At 44.6% G+C, this 18,096-nt stretch carries 14 protein-coding genes and 1 pseudogene; 11 read left to right on the top strand and 4 right to left on the bottom strand.

The genetic code is table 11. The annotated features are described in order from the left end of the window. Window positions 1–82: 82 nt before the first annotated feature. A complete protein-coding gene (locus OCV39_RS01135) occupies window positions 83–1,297 on the top strand; it encodes an argininosuccinate synthase (protein WP_017052586.1) in 1,215 nt (404 codons plus the stop codon). Window positions 1,298–1,452: 155 nt separating this feature from the next. Continuing rightward, window positions 1,453–2,832: pseudogene (argH, locus tag OCV39_RS01140) on the top strand (argininosuccinate lyase); the annotation flags it as partial. 292 nt (window positions 2,833–3,124) lie between these two features. Here the strand turns inward: argH and OCV39_RS01145 are convergent. From OCV39_RS01145 to OCV39_RS01155, 3 genes are all read right to left on the bottom strand, one after another. Continuing rightward, entirely contained in the window at window positions 3,125–3,376 is a 252-nt protein-coding gene (locus OCV39_RS01145) for a DUF3624 domain-containing protein (RefSeq protein ID WP_029203375.1), read from the bottom strand. 232 nt (window positions 3,377–3,608) lie between these two features. Continuing rightward, window positions 3,609–5,081: a dihydrolipoyl dehydrogenase gene (locus OCV39_RS01150; protein WP_113797209.1), complete on the bottom strand. Its 1,473-nt coding sequence runs from the start codon at window positions 5,079–5,081 to the stop codon at window positions 3,609–3,611. A gap of 139 nt (window positions 5,082–5,220) precedes the next feature. Beyond that, window positions 5,221–5,952 (bottom strand): glutathione peroxidase, encoded by a 732-nt coding sequence (locus OCV39_RS01155; RefSeq protein ID WP_261888786.1) that lies wholly within the window; start codon window positions 5,950–5,952, stop codon window positions 5,221–5,223. A 167-nt stretch (window positions 5,953–6,119) separates the two neighbouring features. Between OCV39_RS01155 and oxyR the strand changes: the two genes are divergently transcribed. Beyond that, a complete protein-coding gene (gene oxyR, locus OCV39_RS01160) occupies window positions 6,120–7,013 on the top strand; it encodes a DNA-binding transcriptional regulator OxyR (RefSeq protein ID WP_017052581.1) in 894 nt (297 codons plus the stop codon). Window positions 7,014–7,120: 107 nt separating this feature from the next. On the opposite strand, the gene OCV39_RS01165 is transcribed toward oxyR, so the two are convergent. Further along, window positions 7,121–9,697, bottom strand: a complete 2,577-nt coding sequence (locus OCV39_RS01165) for a penicillin-binding protein 1A (protein WP_261888787.1) — start codon at window positions 9,695–9,697, stop codon at window positions 7,121–7,123. Between the two features lie 143 nt (window positions 9,698–9,840). Between OCV39_RS01165 and pilM the strand changes: the two genes are divergently transcribed. The 8 genes from pilM (at window position 9,841) to OCV39_RS01205 (ending at window position 18,075) form a co-directional block, all read left to right on the top strand. After that, window positions 9,841–10,932 (top strand): type IV pilus assembly protein PilM, encoded by a 1,092-nt coding sequence (gene pilM, locus OCV39_RS01170; RefSeq protein WP_261888788.1) that lies wholly within the window; start codon window positions 9,841–9,843, stop codon window positions 10,930–10,932. Then, window positions 10,919–11,554: a PilN domain-containing protein gene (locus tag OCV39_RS01175; protein ID WP_261888789.1), complete on the top strand. Its 636-nt coding sequence runs from the start codon at window positions 10,919–10,921 to the stop codon at window positions 11,552–11,554. The genes pilM and OCV39_RS01175 overlap by 14 nt, the downstream gene beginning before the upstream one ends. After that, on the top strand, window positions 11,547–12,137 hold the full coding sequence (gene pilO / locus OCV39_RS01180) for a type IV pilus inner membrane component PilO (protein ID WP_017052577.1): 591 nt from the start codon (window positions 11,547–11,549) through the stop codon (window positions 12,135–12,137). The genes OCV39_RS01175 and pilO overlap by 8 nt, the downstream gene beginning before the upstream one ends. After that, the gene (locus OCV39_RS01185) at window positions 12,127–12,651 is read left to right on the top strand and encodes a pilus assembly protein PilP (RefSeq protein WP_390903227.1); all 525 of its coding nucleotides are present in this window, start codon (window positions 12,127–12,129) and stop codon (window positions 12,649–12,651) included. Before pilO ends, OCV39_RS01185 begins: the two co-directional genes overlap by 11 nt. A 99-nt stretch (window positions 12,652–12,750) precedes the next feature. After that, entirely contained in the window at window positions 12,751–14,547 is a 1,797-nt protein-coding gene (locus OCV39_RS01190; protein ID WP_261888790.1) for a type IV pilus secretin PilQ, read from the top strand. 184 nt (window positions 14,548–14,731) lie between these two features. Further along, window positions 14,732–15,250, top strand: a complete 519-nt coding sequence (aroK, locus tag OCV39_RS01195) for a shikimate kinase AroK (protein ID WP_017052574.1) — start codon at window positions 14,732–14,734, stop codon at window positions 15,248–15,250. Window positions 15,251–15,273: 23 nt separating this feature from the next. Then, the gene (gene aroB / locus OCV39_RS01200; protein ID WP_261888791.1) at window positions 15,274–16,362 is read left to right on the top strand and encodes a 3-dehydroquinate synthase; all 1,089 of its coding nucleotides are present in this window, start codon (window positions 15,274–15,276) and stop codon (window positions 16,360–16,362) included. Window positions 16,363–16,479: 117 nt separating this feature from the next. Further along, a complete protein-coding gene (locus OCV39_RS01205; RefSeq protein WP_261888792.1) occupies window positions 16,480–18,075 on the top strand; it encodes an AAA family ATPase in 1,596 nt (531 codons plus the stop codon). The last annotated feature ends 21 nt before the right edge of the window (window positions 18,076–18,096 follow it).

Raw genomic sequence — 18,096 nt, forward strand, 5'->3', positions numbered from 1 at the left:
GAATTATAGATTTTATAATAAATATGGATATACCCCGAGGAACTGACCGCCAAAGTGCAGCCCGGGCAATAGGAGTAAGAACATGAGCAAAGTTAACGTAAATAAAGTAGTAGTAGCGTATTCAGGCGGTCTAGACACATCTGTGATCATTCCATGGTTGAAAGAGAACTATGACTGTGAAGTGGTTGCATTCGTGGCAGATGTGGGTCAAGGCGATGAAGAGTTACAAGGCATTGAAGAGAAAGCCATCGCATCAGGCGCAAGTGCTTGTTATGTTGCCGATCTAAAAGAAGAGATGGTCGCCGATTATATTTTCCCAACGCTAAAAACAGGCGCTTACTACGAAGGTAAATACCTACTTGGTACGTCAATGGCGCGTCCAATTATTGCGAAAGCACAAGTTGAGTTAGCTCGTAAAGTGGGTGCTGATGCGTTGTGTCATGGTTGTACTGGTAAAGGTAATGACCAAGTTCGTTTTGAAGGCGCATTTGCGGCGCTTGCTCCCGAGCTTCATGTTATTGCCCCTTGGCGTGAGTGGGATCTTGTGAGCCGTGAAGAGTGTCTTGATTACCTTGCTGAGCGTAATATCCCTTGTACGGCTTCGCTGACAAAAATTTATTCTCGTGATGCTAACGCGTGGCATATCTCGACAGAAGGTGGCGTGCTTGAAAATACGTGGAATGCACCGGATGAAGATTGCTGGGCTTGGACCGTTGATCCAGAACAAGCGCCAAACGAATCTGAGTACGTGACTCTAAAAGTTGAGAACGGAGAAGTTGTAGCAGTTGATGGTGAGACGATGACGCCATACAACGCGCTGGTTTATCTCAACGAGAAAGGGGCGAAACACGGTATTGGTCGTATTGATATTGTAGAAAACCGTCTTGTTGGAATGAAATCTCGTGGTTGCTACGAAACTCCGGGTGGCACCATTATGATGGAAGCGTTGCGTGCAGTAGAGCAACTGGTGCTTGATAAAAGTGCATTCGAATTCCGTGAGGAGCTCGGTGTGAAAGCATCTCATCTTGTATATGATGGACGTTGGTTTACTCCGTTATGTAAATCAATTTTAGCGGCAACGGAAGAGCTAGCGAAAGACGTTAACGGTGAAGTGGTGATCAAGCTTTATAAAGGTCATGCAACGGTGACTCAGAAGCGTTCTGAAAACAGCTTGTACTGTGAAGAGTTTGCGACTTTTGGTGAAGATGAAGTGTATGACCAAAGCCATGCGGGTGGCTTCATCCGTCTTTACTCACTGTCTAGCCGTATCCGTGCGCTAAAACAGGCAAAAAAATAACGCGATACCTAGGTTAGATTAAATCGTTAGAACCTAGAAGCTATCTTCTAGGTTCTATTTGTATCTACGCGGTATGAATTTTATGGCTTCTCATCACACACTAAGCCTCAACCGCGGTAGAAAATATAAAGACGTAAACTCAATGGAGAAGAGCAATGGCATTATGGGGCGGAAGATTTACCCAAGCAGCAGATACTAGATTTAAAGATTTTAATGACTCACTTCGTTTTGATTACCGTTTGGCGGAAGAAGATATTGTTGGCTCTATCGCTTGGTCTAAAGCACTGCTTTCGGTCGATGTGCTGACCAAAGAAGAGCAGCAGTCTTTAGAATTCGCTTTAAATGAACTCAAGCATGAAGTTTTAGAAGATCCGACACAAATTTTACACTCTGATGCTGAAGATATTCATAGTTGGGTCGAACAGAAGCTCATTGGTAAGGTCGGTGATTTAGGTAAAAAACTTCATACTGGCCGTTCACGTAATGACCAAGTCGCGACGGATTTGAAATTATGGTGTCGTCAGCAAAGCCAGCAGTTGCTAATCACTTTGGATCGACTACAAGCTCAACTAGTGAATGTTGCTCAGCAGCATCAAGCGACCGTTCTGCCGGGTTATACTCACTTACAAAGAGCACAACCTGTGACATTCGCTCACTGGTGTCTTGCGTATGTTGAGATGTTTGACCGTGATTATTCTCGTCTGAGTGACGCGATGAAACGTTTGGACACGTGTCCACTCGGTTCAGGTGCGCTTGCGGGGACGGCTTACCCAATGGATCGTGAACAAGTTGCTCATGATTTAGGTTTCCGCCGAGCAACGCGTAACTCACTCGACTCGGTTTCAGATCGCGATCATGTGATGGAGCTTATGTCAGTTGCCTCTATCTCCATGTTGCACCTTTCTCGTCTGGCTGAAGATATGATTTTCTACAATTCAGGTGAATCTGGCTTTATTGAACTGGCCGATACGGTGACTTCCGGTTCATCTTTAATGCCACAGAAAAAGAACCCAGATGCGCTTGAGTTGATCCGTGGTAAAACAGGCCGAGTATATGGCTCATTAGCGGCAATGATGATGACAGTAAAAGCACTGCCATTGGCGTACAACAAAGACATGCAAGAAGATAAAGAAGGGCTGTTTGATGCGCTTGATACTTGGCATGACTGCATGGAAATGGCAGCACTCTGTTTTGATGGCATTCAAGTGAATGGTGAGCGTACGTTGGAAGCGGCGCAGCAAGGTTACGCGAACTCAACAGAGCTGGCGGACTACTTGGTGGCAAAAGGTATTCCTTTCCGTGAAGCGCACCATATCGTCGGCGTGACAGTCGTGGCGGCGATTGCAAAAGGCTGCGCACTAGAAGAGTTATCGATTGCCGAAATGAAAGAGTTTTCTGCTGTGATTGAGCAGGATGTGTATGAAATTTTGACCATTGAGTCATGCTTAGAAAAACGTTCGGCACTGGGTGGGGTATCACCTAAGCAAGTGGCTTATGCGGTTGAGCAAGCACAGAAGAAGATCGATCAAAGAGATCTTCCTAACGGTAACGCGTAAGGATTATTTTTACGATTTTTCTATTGTTAAAGTTTTGATTTTATAGATTTTTATTTAAAATTAGCAAGTGCTAACAAATAAATTTTATATTTTTTGAACTAACTGAAAAAGCGGCAGTCTTAATTGTACCACTGCTTTTTCTTAGAAGAATCTAAGAAGGCCCCTAACCAATTTGGATTAGGGGCTTTTTTCTATCTGCGATTTGGGTTTGGAATGGGACTTGAATCTGCACCTGAATAGAGAGCTAAGCTTTCGGCCTACCATGATCCTTTTACTTTTTATGCTTCCTTTCTCTCCAAGGAAAGATCACATACTTCATCCATAAATGGAGAAACAATAAAGCATTAAAAGCAAACCCCGCCATGATCAATGTGATTGATTCAATACTGGTGGGCGCCTCTTTAAATCCAAACCACCAGACAATCCAGCATAGAACGGACAGGACGGTGAGTTGATCCATACAGCGTTGGCAGCGTCCGATTTTTTTCCAAAACCAAGCGCTTCGGCAATCATTACAAGCCATGGGTTCCGCTCAAGTGAAAGTAAGAACTCAATTATATTCCGGCTTTACCCTGTTGTCTGTTTGTCTGCGCTTTTTTCTTATCTTGCTACCGAGTGGCTGCTTTTTAAGAATAAAAAAACGACGATACCAAAGCATCGTCGTTTTTATCTGACAGCAGAGTAGTTAAGCCCCTGCGGTGTTAAAGCATGATGTGATTAACCGTGAACGGAATTATTAACCGCGAACGGAGGTATTAACAACCAGGGCCACAATCTAAGCAATGTTTGATCATCTCTGGACCTAAATGCAGTTTGGCATTTAAATCACGCAGTGCAGTACGTACACCCTCTTCAATAACCGGGTGATAAAATGGCATATCTAGCATTTCAGATACGGTCATTTTGTTCTGATGCGCCCATGCTAATAGGTGAGCGAGGTGTTCTGCATTCGGTCCCATCATTTCAGCGCCTAAGAATCGGCCAGTCCCTTGTTCGCCATACACATGCAGCAAACCTTTATTACGCAGCATGACACGTGAACGACCTTGCCCTTCAAACGACACTTCACCAGTGGCAAAGCAGCCACAAGTCCCTAAGCGTGTGGTGATTTGTTTGTACGTTTCACCCACCATCGCAATTTGTGGATCAGAGAATACCGCTGAAATGGCTGAACGGCGTAGTCCCGCTCGAATATCAGGGAATCGTCCTGCATTATCGCCTGCAATACGACCTTGATCAGCCGCTTCGTGAAGCAGTGGCATTTGGTTACTTGCATCACCAGCAATAAAAATACTGCCGACGGAGGTTTGCAGTGTGTAATGATCGGCGGTTGGAACACCACGTTCGTCGAGTTCTATTCCTGTGTTTTCAATCGCCAACTTATCGGTATTTGGACGACGCCCAGTTGCTGCAAGCACGTAGTCAACAATGAAGGTTTCAAGTTCGCCGTCATGGTTGATGAACTGGATTTCAACCTTGTCATCACCTTCACCCGTTGGCGAAGGAATACGTTTCATGCTTTCGACTTTAACGTCAGCATCAAGGTAGAACTCCTCTTGGAAAGCTTTATTGGCGTAAGCCATCACTTCAGGATCGGTAATTGGACCGACTTGACCGCCTAGACCAAAGATTTTGGTTTTTACGCCAAGACGATGCAGAGCTTGACCAAGTTCTAAACCAATTACTCCTGGGCCAAATACGGCTACCGCTTGAGGCAGATCATCCCAGTCAAACACATCATCGTTAATCACTAAACGATCGCCAAGTTCATTCCAAACGCCAGGGTAGGCAGGTCGAGAACCTGTCGCAATAATAATACGCTTAGCGTTGACTTGCGTGTGGTCATCAACAATTAAGGTGGTGTTATCGACGAATTTTGCGTAGCCAGAGATTTTATCCTCAGCTGGGATCTCATCGACGCCTTCTAGTACGAAGCCAACGAAACGGTCTCGCTCACGTTTGACTCTGTCCATGACTTCTCGGCCGTTGATCACAACTTCACCTTGCGGATGAATTCCAAAGGCTGGTGCTTTCTCGATTTGATGAACGCTTTCTGCCGCGGCAATCAGTAGTTTAGAAGGCATGCAACCAACACGGGCGCAAGTTGTGCCGTATGGGCCACCTTCGATCATCACGACACTATCTGTGTGTGCTTTTGCTGCTCGGTAAGATCCAAGTCCTGCGGTACCACCACCAATGACGGCTACATCAACGTTTATCTGTTTCATAATGAGTTCTCTGGCTGTTTACTTAACTTCAATGGAATGTTTCGTGTTGGCTTACCATGATAAATCGATTTCTGGCGACCTCTTGAGGTGAGCCAGAAACCGATTCAAGTTGTAAGCAATGGTTTAAAGTTATTAAGCGTTATTTTGCTAGATGCGCTTCAAGCTCTTCGCTACCACCGATGTGTTTACCACCAATGAAGACTTGTGGAACGGTTGTGCGACCAGTGATTGCACGTAGGCTTACCGTTGTTGCGTCTTTGCCTAAAATAACTTCTTCATATTGAAGACCGTTATCAATCAGGTTTTGTTTCGCTTTCGCACAGAAAGGGCAGCCAGGTTTAGTAAATACCGTAATAGACTCTTGCTCTTTATGGTTTGGTGCAAGGTAGTTCAGCATGGTATCGGCATCAGATACTTTGAACGGGTCGCCAGGTTCGTTTGGTTCGATGAACATTTTTTCTACCACGCCATTTTTCACTAGCATGCTGTAACGCCATGAACGTTTGCCAAAGCCAATCTCGTTCTTGTCTACAAGTAAGCCCATGCCATCTGTGAACTCACCATTACCATCTGGAATGAAGGTGATGTTTTCTGCTTCTTGGTCTGCTTTCCACGCGTTCATTACAAACGTGTCGTTTACTGAAACACAGACAATTTCGTCAACGCCATGCTCTTTAAATACAGAAAATAGCTCGTTGTAACGTGGTAAGTGGCTTGATGAACATGTTGGAGTAAATGCACCCGGCAAGCTAAATAGAATGACGGTTTTATCTTTGAATAGCTCGTCGCTAGTCACATTTACCCAAGCGTCACCTTGGCGAGTTGGGAAAGTGACTTGTGGTACGTTTTGGCCTTCTTTAGATGCAAACATAATGTTTCCTTTTCAATTTTCTTTAATGAGTTTGGAACGTTTTATTTCATCGTTCCGTTTTGTTGAAGCTATTATTGAAGATTTGCTTTGATAGTTCTAATCGTTTGGTGCTATGGTTTTGATAGATATTTCCTATCAATTATGAATTCAAACAGGAAAACGGTTTTATGAACATTCGTGATTTCGAGTACCTAGTAGCTTTAGCCGAACATAAGCATTTTCGTAAAGCAGCAGAAGCGTGTTTTGTTAGCCAACCGACATTAAGTGGCCAGATAAAAAAATTGGAAGAGGAACTTGGCACAACATTGTTGGAAAGAAGCAGCCGTCGAGTTTTGTTTACGGATTCTGGTTTGCAGTTAGTGGAGCAAGCGAAAACCATCTTAAATGAAGTGAAAACGTTCAAAGAGTTGGCGAGTAGACAAGGCGATGCGATGTCAGGCCCGATGCATATTGGTTTTATTCCGACCGTGGGGCCTTACTTACTCCCTAAGATTGTGCCTCAGTTGAAAGAGCAGTTTCCAGAGTTAGAGCTGTATTTGCATGAAGCTCAAACTCATCAGCTTGTCCGTCAATTAGAAGAGGGGAAGTTAGATTGCTTGGTTCTGGCTTCTGTTGCTGAGACGGCTCCGTTTAAGGAGCTTGAGGTTTACAATGAACCATTGAGTATTGCGGTGCCTTGCGATCATGAATGGGCGGAATTAGATCAACTGGATATGTTGGCGTTGAATGGAAAAACGGTGCTGAGTTTAGGCGATGGTCACTGCCTAAGAGATCAGGCGCTAGGCTTCTGTTTTGCTGCAGGAGCAAAAGATGATGAACGTTTCAAAGCAACCAGTCTAGAGACGTTACGAAACATGGTGGCGGCAGGGGCGGGGATCACCTTACTTCCTCAGCTCTGCTTACCGAAGGAAAAAGTGAAAGATGGCGTGTGTTATTTAAAAGCCGTTAACCCTGAACCATCACGTAAAATTGTTCTCGCTTATCGTCCTGGATCGCCATTGAGAAAGCGTTTTGAGCAACTCTCTTCTGCAATTGAATCTTGCTTACCTGAATTTGAGTAAGCGGGGGCGATTTTTGGGTCGCCGTAAAAAGAACAAAGCCAGTGAGGTAAATCATCACTGGCTTTGATTGCTTGGTTATTTACTTACTAAGTACGTTTAACCTGTAATTAGAAAAGCGCTTCACTCTCTGTTGAGTCTGAAGTTGAGTAGATATTGTCACCCAAGTTCTCTTCCACATAATCCGTTGGCTCTGTGCCTTTTAAGAAGTACTCAAACATGGATGAGCCATCAAACTTGTTGGTTAACAGTCCGGTTTCGCGGTCGATTCTAACGCGAACAATGTTCTCAGGTAGCTGCTTGCGTAGTGCTGGCGTGTTTTCTAATGCCACTCGCATGAAGCTCACCCAAGCAGGTTGCGCTGTTTTAGCTCCCGCTTCACCGCCACTGATTTGATCTTTTCCAAGGTTCTTATTGGGTTTTGATTTTCCAAGTTTACGATTGTGGTTATCAAAACCGACCCAAGCGGTGGCAACAATGCCTGGGCCATAGCCGTTGTACCATGCATCTTTTGAGTCGTTGGTGGTTCCGGTTTTTCCGCCAATATCACGGCGTTTAAGCGGCTGAGCGCGCCAACCGGTTCCGTTCCAGCCCGTTCCTTCTCGCCAGTTACCACCCCCCCAAATGTTGCTGTACATCATTTCACGAACTAAGAACGCCGTTTGTTCAGAAATCACTTGTGGTGCGTATTTAGGTTGCTCTCCGTCAGGCAAGATATCTTGTTCATTGAACTCATTATCTTGTAGAGCGAGATCATTCGTGTCATTCGTATTGCTATCAGTTAAGCAATCTTGTCGGCATACGGTGGTTGGTGTCGCTTCAAAAATGACATCCCCATAAGGCCCTTCAAGACGATTAATGTAGAAAGGCTCAACGTAATAACCGCCGTTCGCGAAAACAGAGTAGCCTTGCGCCATTTTAACTGGGGTTAAACTGCCCGCGCCCAATGCAATGGTCTCTGAGCGAGGCACTTGGTCAATATCAAACCCAAAACGAGTGAGGTATTCACGAGTTTCATCTAAGCCAACATTACGTAATACTCGTACTGCCATGACGTTTTTCGATTGTGCTAAACCAATGCGTAAACGAGTTGGGCCAATGTACGTTGGTGGCGAGTTTTTTGGTCGCCATGCGGTGCCTTGGCTTTTGTCCCATTGGTTGATCGGCGCATCATTGACTAAAGAGGCAAGTGTGTATCCTTTGTCTATCGCGGCAGAGTAGATAAATGGCTTGATACTGGAGCCCACTTGTCGAACCGATTGAGTCGCTCGATTGAATTTGTTGTGTACAAAGTTAAAGCCACCGACTAAAGAGAGTACAGCGCCATTTTCTGGGTTCATTGCCACAAAGGCCGTATTCGCATTCGGCACTTGGCTTAAGCGCCATTCAACCATAGTGCTATCGGCGTTTTCTTCTGATGTTGGTTTCGAATCGGCTTGAGCTAACGTCACCGCTCGAACCCAAACTTGTTCACCTGTCGCTAGAATGTCAGTCGCGTTTTTTGGCGCAGGCCCCTGACGGTCGTCGGTCATGAATTTACGAGCCCAATTCATACCTTGCCAAGTGATCGTCTTTTCACCTCTGTTTTTGACCCAGATCGTTGCCGATTTCGGCTCGACCTTAGTCACGACAGCAGGAACCAATTCACCATAGGTTGGCTGTGACTTCAGTGATTTTTCTATTTGTTCAGTATCGAAAGCTGTTTGTTCTGGCGTCCAAAGAGTGCGCTCCGCCCCTCTATATCCATGGCGTTCATCGTAAGCGATAAGGTTATTAATCGCAGCCGTGTTGGCTGATTTTTGCAGTGTAGAATCAACGGTTGTATACACTTTCATTCCAGAGGTATAAGCCTCTTCACCGTAGCGTTCTACCATCCATGCTCGGGCAATTTCTGCCACATAAGGGGCACTGAGTTCAATTTCAGCACCATGGAATTTCGATGTGAGCACCTCTGCGCGAGCCGCTTGATACTGCTCTTGAGTGATGTATTGCTCATCTAGCATTCGCATTAATACAACATTACGACGATGAGTTGCACGCTCAACCGAATAGATAGGGTTCATTGTGGATGGCGCTTTTGGTAAACCTGAAATGAGAGCAATTTCACCAAGTGAAAGATCTTTTAGCTCTTTACCAAAATAGGTTTGCGCGGCAGCTCCTACACCATAAGAGCGGTGTCCGAGGTAAATTTTGTTGAGGTAAAGTTCCAGAATTTCTTGTTTGGAAAGCAACTGCTCAATGTGGACTGCGATAAAAATCTCTTTGATTTTACGCATGATCTTTTTCTCGTTAGTTAAGAAAAAGTTTCGAGCGAGTTGCTGGGTGATGGTACTGGCACCTTGTTTTGCGCTGCCAGATGCAATCACAGTGATCGCCGCACGGGTGATACCAATGGGGTCAAATCCAAAGTGATCATAATAACGACTATCTTCGGTCGCAATAATCGCCTCAATCAGCTCTGGTGGCATCTCTTCTAGTTTCAGAGGGATACGTCTTTTCTCACCAAATTGAGAGATCAATTTGCCATCTTGGCTGTAGACCTGCATCGGTGTTTGGAGTTTTACATCGCGTAATGTCGCAACGTCTGGCAACTCTGGTTTCACGTATAAGTAGAACCCAAAAATTGTACTCACTCCAAGAATGGTGCAAATAAATGAAAATATGAACAATCGCTTTATGAACTTCACCGGATAATCCCTGATTAGTTGAGGCTGCCGGGCTGTAAACCCTTGTACTCTAGGCTAAATATTTAGCTCTGGTGTTAATTAACGCTTATTTAACCAATATTCACAACCTTTTTGAGCTAAGTAATACACTGGAGCTAAGTTGTATGGGTAAATCATTAATTACTGGTATTGATATCGGGCATCACAGCATTAAAGCGGTAGTACTGAAATCAATGGGTGGACGTTATGCTCTGATGAGTTATCAAGAGTTGCCTATTACAGATGGTATTGTCGCTGATAACCACACCCTGAATTATCAGAAAATTGTAAAGAAATTAAACGAACTAAGAAAGGGGCTACCTCTATTTAGTCGTCAAGTCGCTATTTCGATCCCGGACAATGCCGTAATCAGCAAGGTGTTGCAAATCGACAGTGAGCTACAAGATAGAGAGCTCGAATTCGCGCTTTATCAAGCCTTTTCCCAGCAGTCTCCATTTCCGATTGAAGAGGTCAGTTTAGATTTTATCAAACTTGATGATAAACATAGGCTTAAAGTGGGCACTCTGCCAGCGTCAATCGATTCGGCCTCTCGAACACCACGAACTTCCCCTCATGCTTCGACCTCTCACGCTTCGATGACGAGCTATCAAGTGTACGCGACTCGTAAAGAGGTGGTAGCAAGCCGTGCTGAAGTAGTACTGAAGGCAGGAATGACACCTTATGTGGTGGACGTTCAGGCTCATAGCTTATTGCAAGTATGGCAGTTGCTCGCTCATCAACATCCAGATAAGAAAAATTGGATGCTGGTGGATGTCGGTTTAACACAGATCTCGCTGTGCAGCATTCCTGAGGGAAAATCGCCTTTCCATAAAGATATCGCTTATGGGACTCGCCACGCCAAATCTTTAGATGACAACCCATCACTTGATGCCGCTTCCGATCATAACGTAGACCGATTTTTCCAAGAAGTATTTGAGCGGATTCGGCGACAGCTTCAACTTTATGCATCGGTGAATAATCAGAAAACGGTGGAGGGTATCTGGCTGTCTGGAGGAGGGGCAAACATTCCCATGCTGTCGGAGCATTTGAGTCGAGAATTGAGCCTAGATTGTGAAATTTTAAACCTTTTTAGTCTGTTTGAGGATAAGACATCGAAACGGAAGGTGCTTAGGGCAGATAGCCAGGTATACAGCACAGCTGCGGGGTTGGCGGTGAGTGGGATTCAATGGATGGAGGCGGCTCATGTTAGACAGTAGTCATGCATTACATCGGGTAAACCTATTGCCGTGGAGGGAGGCAAAGCGCGCACAGCATCGTCGCCGGTTTTTCGGTTTAGTCATTCTAAGCTTTTTGCTGGCAGTTGGCATTCAGTGGGGTGGGGGCCTCTATTTCTCTGATCAAAAGAGCCAGCAACAAGCGCGGCTGACTTACCTTAAGCAATATATCGCCCAGTTAGATTCTAAAATTGATGCTCTGGATGTGGTGAAGCAGGAGCATGATTCGATCATGACGCGTTTAGACATGGTTGAAAAACTGCAGAGAGGGAGAAATAAAACGACGGAGTTCATGAACTTAATTGCTCAACTGATTCCTGAAGGGGTGTATGTCGATAAAATCAAAATGAATGGTCAGGATCTTGAGCTATCAGGGATCAGTGATAGCACCGCTCGCTTGGCAACGATGCTCGATAATTTAGAGCGTTCTTCATTGCTGGTCGATGTAGAGATGCACTCAATCGTATTGGGCAAAAAGCGTTTTGGGATCGATTTTCAAACCTTCAATGTGTCGTTCACTTTTAATTTGTCTGAGGAAAAGAAAGAGACAGAAACTGATGAGCTGGTGGCTTCGCAAGCTAAATTAGGAGGATCGCATGGTTAACTTCCAAGAGCTTGATATGGACGAAATCACTGAGTGGCCGCTGGTTGCTCAGTCACTGGTGCTTTTAGTGCTGATCCTTGTACTTCAAGGTGTCGGAGCGTGGTTCTATTGGGTGCCTCAAAATGAGGATTTACAACAACTAAAGCAGCAGGAACAAACGCTTAAATCTACCTTGCACATCAAGGCCAATAAAGTGGCTGTGTTGCCAATGTTGCAGTCTCAACTTACGGAGTTGACCAGTCGTTACGATTACCTGTTGCAACAGCTACCCGTGCAGAAAGAGCTAGCGAGCATGTTGGCATCGGTGAATGAGCTTGGGTTGGACCATGACTTAACCTTTACTCGAATCGATTGGGGTGAGAAGCAAAATCAGGATTTTCTGTATCGCTTACCGCTGAATATTGAGTTAACGGGTAGTTATCACGACATAGGTGACTTTGCTGAAGCGATTGCCAAACTGCCAAGGATCATCAGTTTTGATGACGTAGATTGGCAAAGGGTCAGTCAAGAGAGCAGTACTTTGCATTTTCGAGTTCGAGCCTATACCTACCAATTCAAACCGGAGGTGAAAAGTGAAGGCTAACCCTAACCCTATATGGGCACTCTGTGTGCTCCCTCTACTCATAATGGGTTGTAAGGCAAATCATGAGCCATTAGATGAATACGTCCAGCAAGTTGAGCGGCAAGTGCGTAAACAAGCCATTCAGCTTGAACCCGCGGCTCAATTATCCGTGCAGCCCTATACACAGCGAATGGGGCGAGAACCCTTCGTTCTACCCAAAGAAGCTGTGGTTCACACTCAGCCTAAGGTCAAGACGGATTGCTGGCAGCCCAGATCTCGCTCTAAGTCGGGTCGGTTGGAGCGTTATCCGATTGGAAAATTACGCCTAAAAGGAGTGATGGGATCTGGTGGTGCGATATCGGGTCTTGTGCAGACGCCATTAGGAAGCGTTGAGAAAGTCAAAAATGGGCAGTACATGGGCCTCAATAATGGCCAAGTGATTCAAGTGAATGCGAAGTACTTATTAATTAATGAGACGCTGCCTGATGGCTTGGGCTGCTGGTATAAGCGTCATGTTAAGTTGGCATTGAAGTAGCCTAGATTTGAAGCGGCTTAGATTTAAATGGCTTAGGTTTGAATAGCTTAAATTTGAAATAGTTTAGGTTTGAAATAGTTTTAGGATTGAGACGTAAATATGATGAATGGAATAGAGATATTAATGCGCTGGTTTATTCGAAGCGCCATCGTTGGTGCACTGTGCTTGGCCTCAACGGCAGGCGCAGCGGACCTGACACTCAACGAGCTACAAAATATTGACTTTAAACTGAATAAGGACAAAGAAGCAGTCATTATTGTTGAGTTAAGCTCACGCTCCATTGTGGTGGATGTGAAGAGAGGCTATTTGAATGGAGAGCAATCAAAGGTCGATGCTTTGAAAAGTACGCCTCAAGGGTTACAAGTTGAGCTGATTAATACTCAGGTATCGGATGAGCAGCTCAATATTATTGATGTAAAAGATTTCTCGACGATAGTAAATAATATCGAGGTATCGCGTAATAAACACAACACACAGCTCGACATTCGCGTATCGGAAGATTATCAGTACAGTTATGCGTTAAAAGATCGTTTTCTAGAAGTGACGGTGAGTCCTGTTATAGAGCCCGTACCCGAAAAGAAACAGAGTATTTTAGATAAAGAGGGGAAGTTGATTTCACTTAATTTCCAAGATATTGCAGTACGAAACGTATTGCAGCTGATTGCCGATTACAATGATTTTAATTTGGTGGTGTCAGATTCGGTATCTGGCAACTTAACGCTGCGTTTAGATTCAGTTTCATGGCAGCAAGCGCTTGATATTATTCTACAAGTTAAAGGGTTAGATAAAAGAGTCGAAGGTAGTGTCATTCTTGTCGCGCCTAAAGAAGAGTTGGATCTTCGTGAGCAGCGGGAACTAGAAAAGCTACGCATGAATGATGAACTTATTGAGCTTAAATCAGAAATCCTCACCATCAACTTTGCTAAAGCATCAGATATCGCTGAGATGATCATGGGGGAGGGGGAAATCACGATGCTGTCTGAGCGCGGGTCCCTTACGATTGACGAAAGAACCAATTCATTATTGATACGAGAGTTGCCAGAGAATATTGAAGTGATACGCAGCATTGTTACCTCACTAGATATTCCGGTGAAGCAAGTTCAAATTGAAGCTAGGATCGTGACCGTCAAAGAGGGCAACCTTGATGAACTTGGGGTTCGTTGGGGGTTCTCATCCACTAATGGGTCTACAACAATTGGTGGTTCGCTTGAAAGTAACTTAGGCGCTATCGGTATTTACGATGGAGGTGGCAGTGATGGCGGTAGCGATGGTGGTGATGAAGGCAGTGGCGGCGTCAGTATTGATGACTTTTTGAGTGTGAACCTTGCCGCCACATCGCCTAATGCTTCGAGTATTGCGTTCCAGGTGGCGAAATTAGGATCGGATACGCTGTTGGATTTAGAGCTTTCGGCATTGCAGCAAGAGTCAAAAGCCGAAATTATTTCTAGCCCTCGTTTAATCACCACCAATAAAAAACCAGCTTACATTGAACAAGGTACCGAAATTCCATATTTAGAAGCGGCGTCGAGTGGAGCGACATCGGTATCATTTAAAAAAGCGGTTCTAAGTTTAAAGGTGACGCCACAGATCACGCCCGATAATCGTTTGGTGCTCGATTTGAGTGTAACCCAGGATCGTCCGGGCCAAGTGGTGAAAACGGGAACGGGAGAGGCAATTGCCATTGATACACAGAGAATTGGAACTCAAGTTCTGGTTAATAATGGGGAAACTGTGGTTTTAGGGGGGATTTTTCAGCACAGCGTGGTCAATAGCGTCGATAAAGTTCCACTGCTTGGAGACTTGCCATTATTAGGGGCACTTTTCCGCCGAAGCTATGAAAACATTGGGAAAAGTGAGCTTTTAATTTTCGTTACACCTAAGGTTGTAGTGCAATAACTGCTAAAATTTACGCCATAGATCAAAATATAATTTGCATTAGTGGCATCATACCTTGATAATTTCGGGTCTTATCACGAGATATCTGTGAGGAATTGGTGCCACAGGCCTTTATTATTTCAGTTTTTATACTGAACACCTTGTGGCGATGTCATTGAATTAACGTTGTAAATTACTGCTAAACATGGCTGAGAAACGCAATATTTTTCTTGTTGGCCCGATGGGCGCCGGCAAAAGTACAATAGGTAGACACCTAGCATCCCAACTTCATATGGAGTTTTTGGACTCTGATACTGTAATCGAAGAGCGCACTGGCGCTGATATCGCTTGGGTATTCGATGTTGAGGGTGAGGAAGGTTTCCGTAAACGCGAAGAATCTGTAATCAACGATTTGACTCAAGAACAGGGTATTGTTCTTGCGACAGGTGGTGGTTCAGTGATGAGCAAAGAAAACCGTAACCGTCTATCTGCACGTGGTATCGTTGTATATCTTGAGACAACGATAGAAAAGCAACTTGCTCGCACTAACCGCGACAAGAAGCGTCCTTTACTTCAAACTGACAACCCACGCGAAGTTTTAGAAGACTTAGCAGTGGAACGCAATACACTTTATGATGAAGTGGCGGACTATACGGTTCGTACTGACGATCAAAGTGCAAAAGTGGTAGCCAACCAGATCGTAAAAATGCTAGAAGAACGTTAAGTTCATTTTTTGGAGATCAAACCATGGAACGGATTACGGTCAATCTAGCAGAGCGTAGCTACCCTATTTCTATTGGCGCCGGGTTATTTGACGACCCGGCGTACCTTTCTTATTTGTCGGCAAAACAAAAAGTCGTCGTGATCAGCAATGTGACCGTCGGGCCTTTGTATGCGGATAAAATCCTATCTTTACTTGAACACGTTGGATGCCAAGCCTCTCTGCTTGAACTTCCTGATGGTGAGCAGTACAAAAGTCTTGATACGTTTAATTCAGTGATGAGCTATTTGCTGGATGGCAACTATGGACGAGATGTTGTCGTGATCGCATTAGGTGGCGGAGTGATTGGTGATCTTGTGGGATTTTCGGCTGCGTGTTATCAGCGTGGTGTCGATTTCATTCAAATACCAACGACACTCTTGTCGCAAGTAGACTCTTCTGTTGGCGGAAAAACAGCCGTTAACCATCCTATGGGTAAAAATATGATTGGGGCTTTTTATCAACCTCAGTCTGTCATTATCGATATCAACTGCTTATCAACGTTACCTGAGCGTGAATTCGCAGCGGGCATGGCGGAAGTGATTAAATACGGCATTATTTATGATGGCGAATTCTTCTCATGGTTGGATGAGCATTTAGAGGATTTATATCGTCTGGATGAAGAGACACTGATTACGGCAATTGCACGTTGTTGCGAAATTAAAGCTGAAGTCGTTGCACAAGATGAAAAAGAGTCTGGAATCAGAGCGTTATTGAACCTAGGTCATACATTTGGTCATGCGATTGAAGCGGAACTAGGTTATGGTAATTGGCTGCATGGTGAAGCGGTTTCTTCAGGAACGGTCATGGCGGCGAAAACCGCGCAGTTACAAGGTCTTATTTCTCAGCAGCAGCTTGAACAAATCATCTCTATACTGAAGAAGGCGAAGTTACCAATACATACGCCAGAAAGCATGTCTTTTGATGATTTTATGAAACATATGATGCGAGACAAGAAAGTCCTTTCAGGGCAACTTCGCTTAGTTCTACCGACAGGAATCGGAAGTGCAAGTGTGGTCTCTGATGTTCCTGAGGCGATGATTCAGCAAGCAATCGATTTTTGCCGCAACATATAATAATGATGGACTCTTTGCTTTTCTCGCATCATCGGGGTGAGTGAACGTCCTTCTTGTTTGTGCTTTTATATCGCAATCAATCCATAATTGCGAATACCTAGCCAGTAGGGATGTTAGATGAGTTTGGCTCATGAAATGCGAGTATTAGAATTAGAATCTCAGATAGAGTTGCTAGAACGACTGCAGCTCTTGACGAACTTTGGTTCTAATTTGATTACCGTAGATGGTGGTAAAGGTTCAGGTAAATCTTGGTTAGCCCAACGTTATTTAGAAGCGTGGGCTCAAGATCAAAACCAATGTTTGTTACTTTGTCATCCGAGCCAAAATGATGAGCAACACCGTGCGATGTTGCTGAGTCAGTTAGTCTCTGATCCATTATTTAATCAACACGATCCTCTCGTTGATAGCTTACAACGCCTGTTAGATGGTGATGCTGTCGATGTGGTGATCGTGATTGATGATGCTCATTTGTTGAGTGAAATCTTAGTTTCTGAACTATGGTTATTGGTTTTAGAAGCGCAGCATAATAGCTTGTGGAATATCAATGTCGTCCTCTTTACAGAATCGAACTGTTTAGATCCTTTACTTACTCGCTTAAGTTATGGGCAAGAACATAAACCGATCGACATTGAAATTGATGCATTGTCAGCCAGGGAGGCCGAACAGTTTTTTGAATCATTAGTGGTACGTTATGTTGCTGATGATATGGAGAAACGAGTTCGTTCAGCATTCAAAAAAACAAAACCATTACCCGGTGAGTTAATGGCTTTGGGGGATCTGAAAGTGGAAAAAAGGATTATTATTCAGGCAATGGTGGGTTCGCCAGTTCGAATTGCGATGGTAGTCTTGTTGCTCATCATCATGATTGGGGGTGGTTATTGGTGGTTGTTAAGTCAGCCAATGCCAGAAGATCCTGAGCAAGCCATTGTACCCAATTTAGAGTTAACGGTCGTCTCAGAACCTGAGGCGAGCTTATCTGCATCGACGTCGTCTACATCGAGCTCGGTTAACCGCCTAAATCAAGAGGCTGAGGTGGATGACAACTACGCAGGGGCTGAAGATGATTCTTTAGCATTGCCGCCTAACGTCGTAAGTAAAACAGCAAGTGTTGGATTTACAGAGCCTTCTCAACAGAGAGTGGTGATCACATCAGATGTGGTTGATGCCCTGTTAGATGGTAAGTCCGATAGCATTGGTCGCGATGTGATTGAGACTGACGCCGCTGATACCAGCTCAGTTGATACTAGCGTAATTGATAATGCTGTCGCGGATGCTATGAAGAGATCACAACAAGCAGCAGAGCCTGTTGTTGACTCGACTGAAGCCGCAGACACGCAAAGTGCTATTGCAGACGCAACAGCCGCGATTGCAGTAAATGAAGAGCAAGCTGCTCCGAACAAAGTCATCACCTTCTCCTTTGCGAGAGATGAGCTGAAAGCCTTGTCACCACGCAGCTATACACTTCAGCTTGCCGCAATGAACTCTATGGAAGATGTTCAAGTATTTATTGAAGATAACAATATCCAGCAGCAAGTTCGTGTGTATCCAACCGCTCGTAATGGTCAAGATTGGTATATTGTGACCTATCAAGATTATCCAACCATTCAATTGGCTCGAGATGCGGTAGAAACGCTACCAAAAGCGCTTCAAAATCTTGGTCCTTGGGCTAAATCTATGAATCAAGTACATAGAGAGATAGAACGTGCGAAATAACACTGAGCTTCTTGGCAAAAT

Origin of the sequence: Vibrio cortegadensis, assembly GCF_024347395.1 — a bacterium.
Taxonomy (GTDB): Bacteria; Pseudomonadota; Gammaproteobacteria; order Enterobacterales; family Vibrionaceae; genus Vibrio; species Vibrio cortegadensis.

Bases quoted from the DNA above. Each gene is read 5' to 3' on its own strand.
- OCV39_RS01135 (WP_017052586.1), top strand. From the start codon at position 83: ATGAGCAAAGTTAACGTAAATAAAGTAGTAGTAGCGTATTCAGGCGGT.
- OCV39_RS01145 (WP_029203375.1), bottom strand. From the start codon at position 3,376: ATGGCTTGTAATGATTGCCGAAGCGCTTGGTTTTGGAAAAAAATCGGA.
- OCV39_RS01150 (WP_113797209.1), bottom strand. From the start codon at position 5,081: ATGAAACAGATAAACGTTGATGTAGCCGTCATTGGTGGTGGTACCGCA.
- OCV39_RS01155 (WP_261888786.1), bottom strand. From the start codon at position 5,952: ATGTTTGCATCTAAAGAAGGCCAAAACGTACCACAAGTCACTTTCCCA.
- oxyR (WP_017052581.1), top strand. From the start codon at position 6,120: ATGAACATTCGTGATTTCGAGTACCTAGTAGCTTTAGCCGAACATAAG.
- pilM (WP_261888788.1), top strand. From the start codon at position 9,841: ATGGGTAAATCATTAATTACTGGTATTGATATCGGGCATCACAGCATT.
- OCV39_RS01175 (WP_261888789.1), top strand. From the start codon at position 10,919: ATGTTAGACAGTAGTCATGCATTACATCGGGTAAACCTATTGCCGTGG.
- pilO (WP_017052577.1), top strand. From the start codon at position 11,547: ATGGTTAACTTCCAAGAGCTTGATATGGACGAAATCACTGAGTGGCCG.
- OCV39_RS01190 (WP_261888790.1), top strand. From the start codon at position 12,751: ATGATGAATGGAATAGAGATATTAATGCGCTGGTTTATTCGAAGCGCC.
- aroK (WP_017052574.1), top strand. From the start codon at position 14,732: ATGGCTGAGAAACGCAATATTTTTCTTGTTGGCCCGATGGGCGCCGGC.
- aroB (WP_261888791.1), top strand. From the start codon at position 15,274: ATGGAACGGATTACGGTCAATCTAGCAGAGCGTAGCTACCCTATTTCT.
- OCV39_RS01205 (WP_261888792.1), top strand. From the start codon at position 16,480: ATGAGTTTGGCTCATGAAATGCGAGTATTAGAATTAGAATCTCAGATA.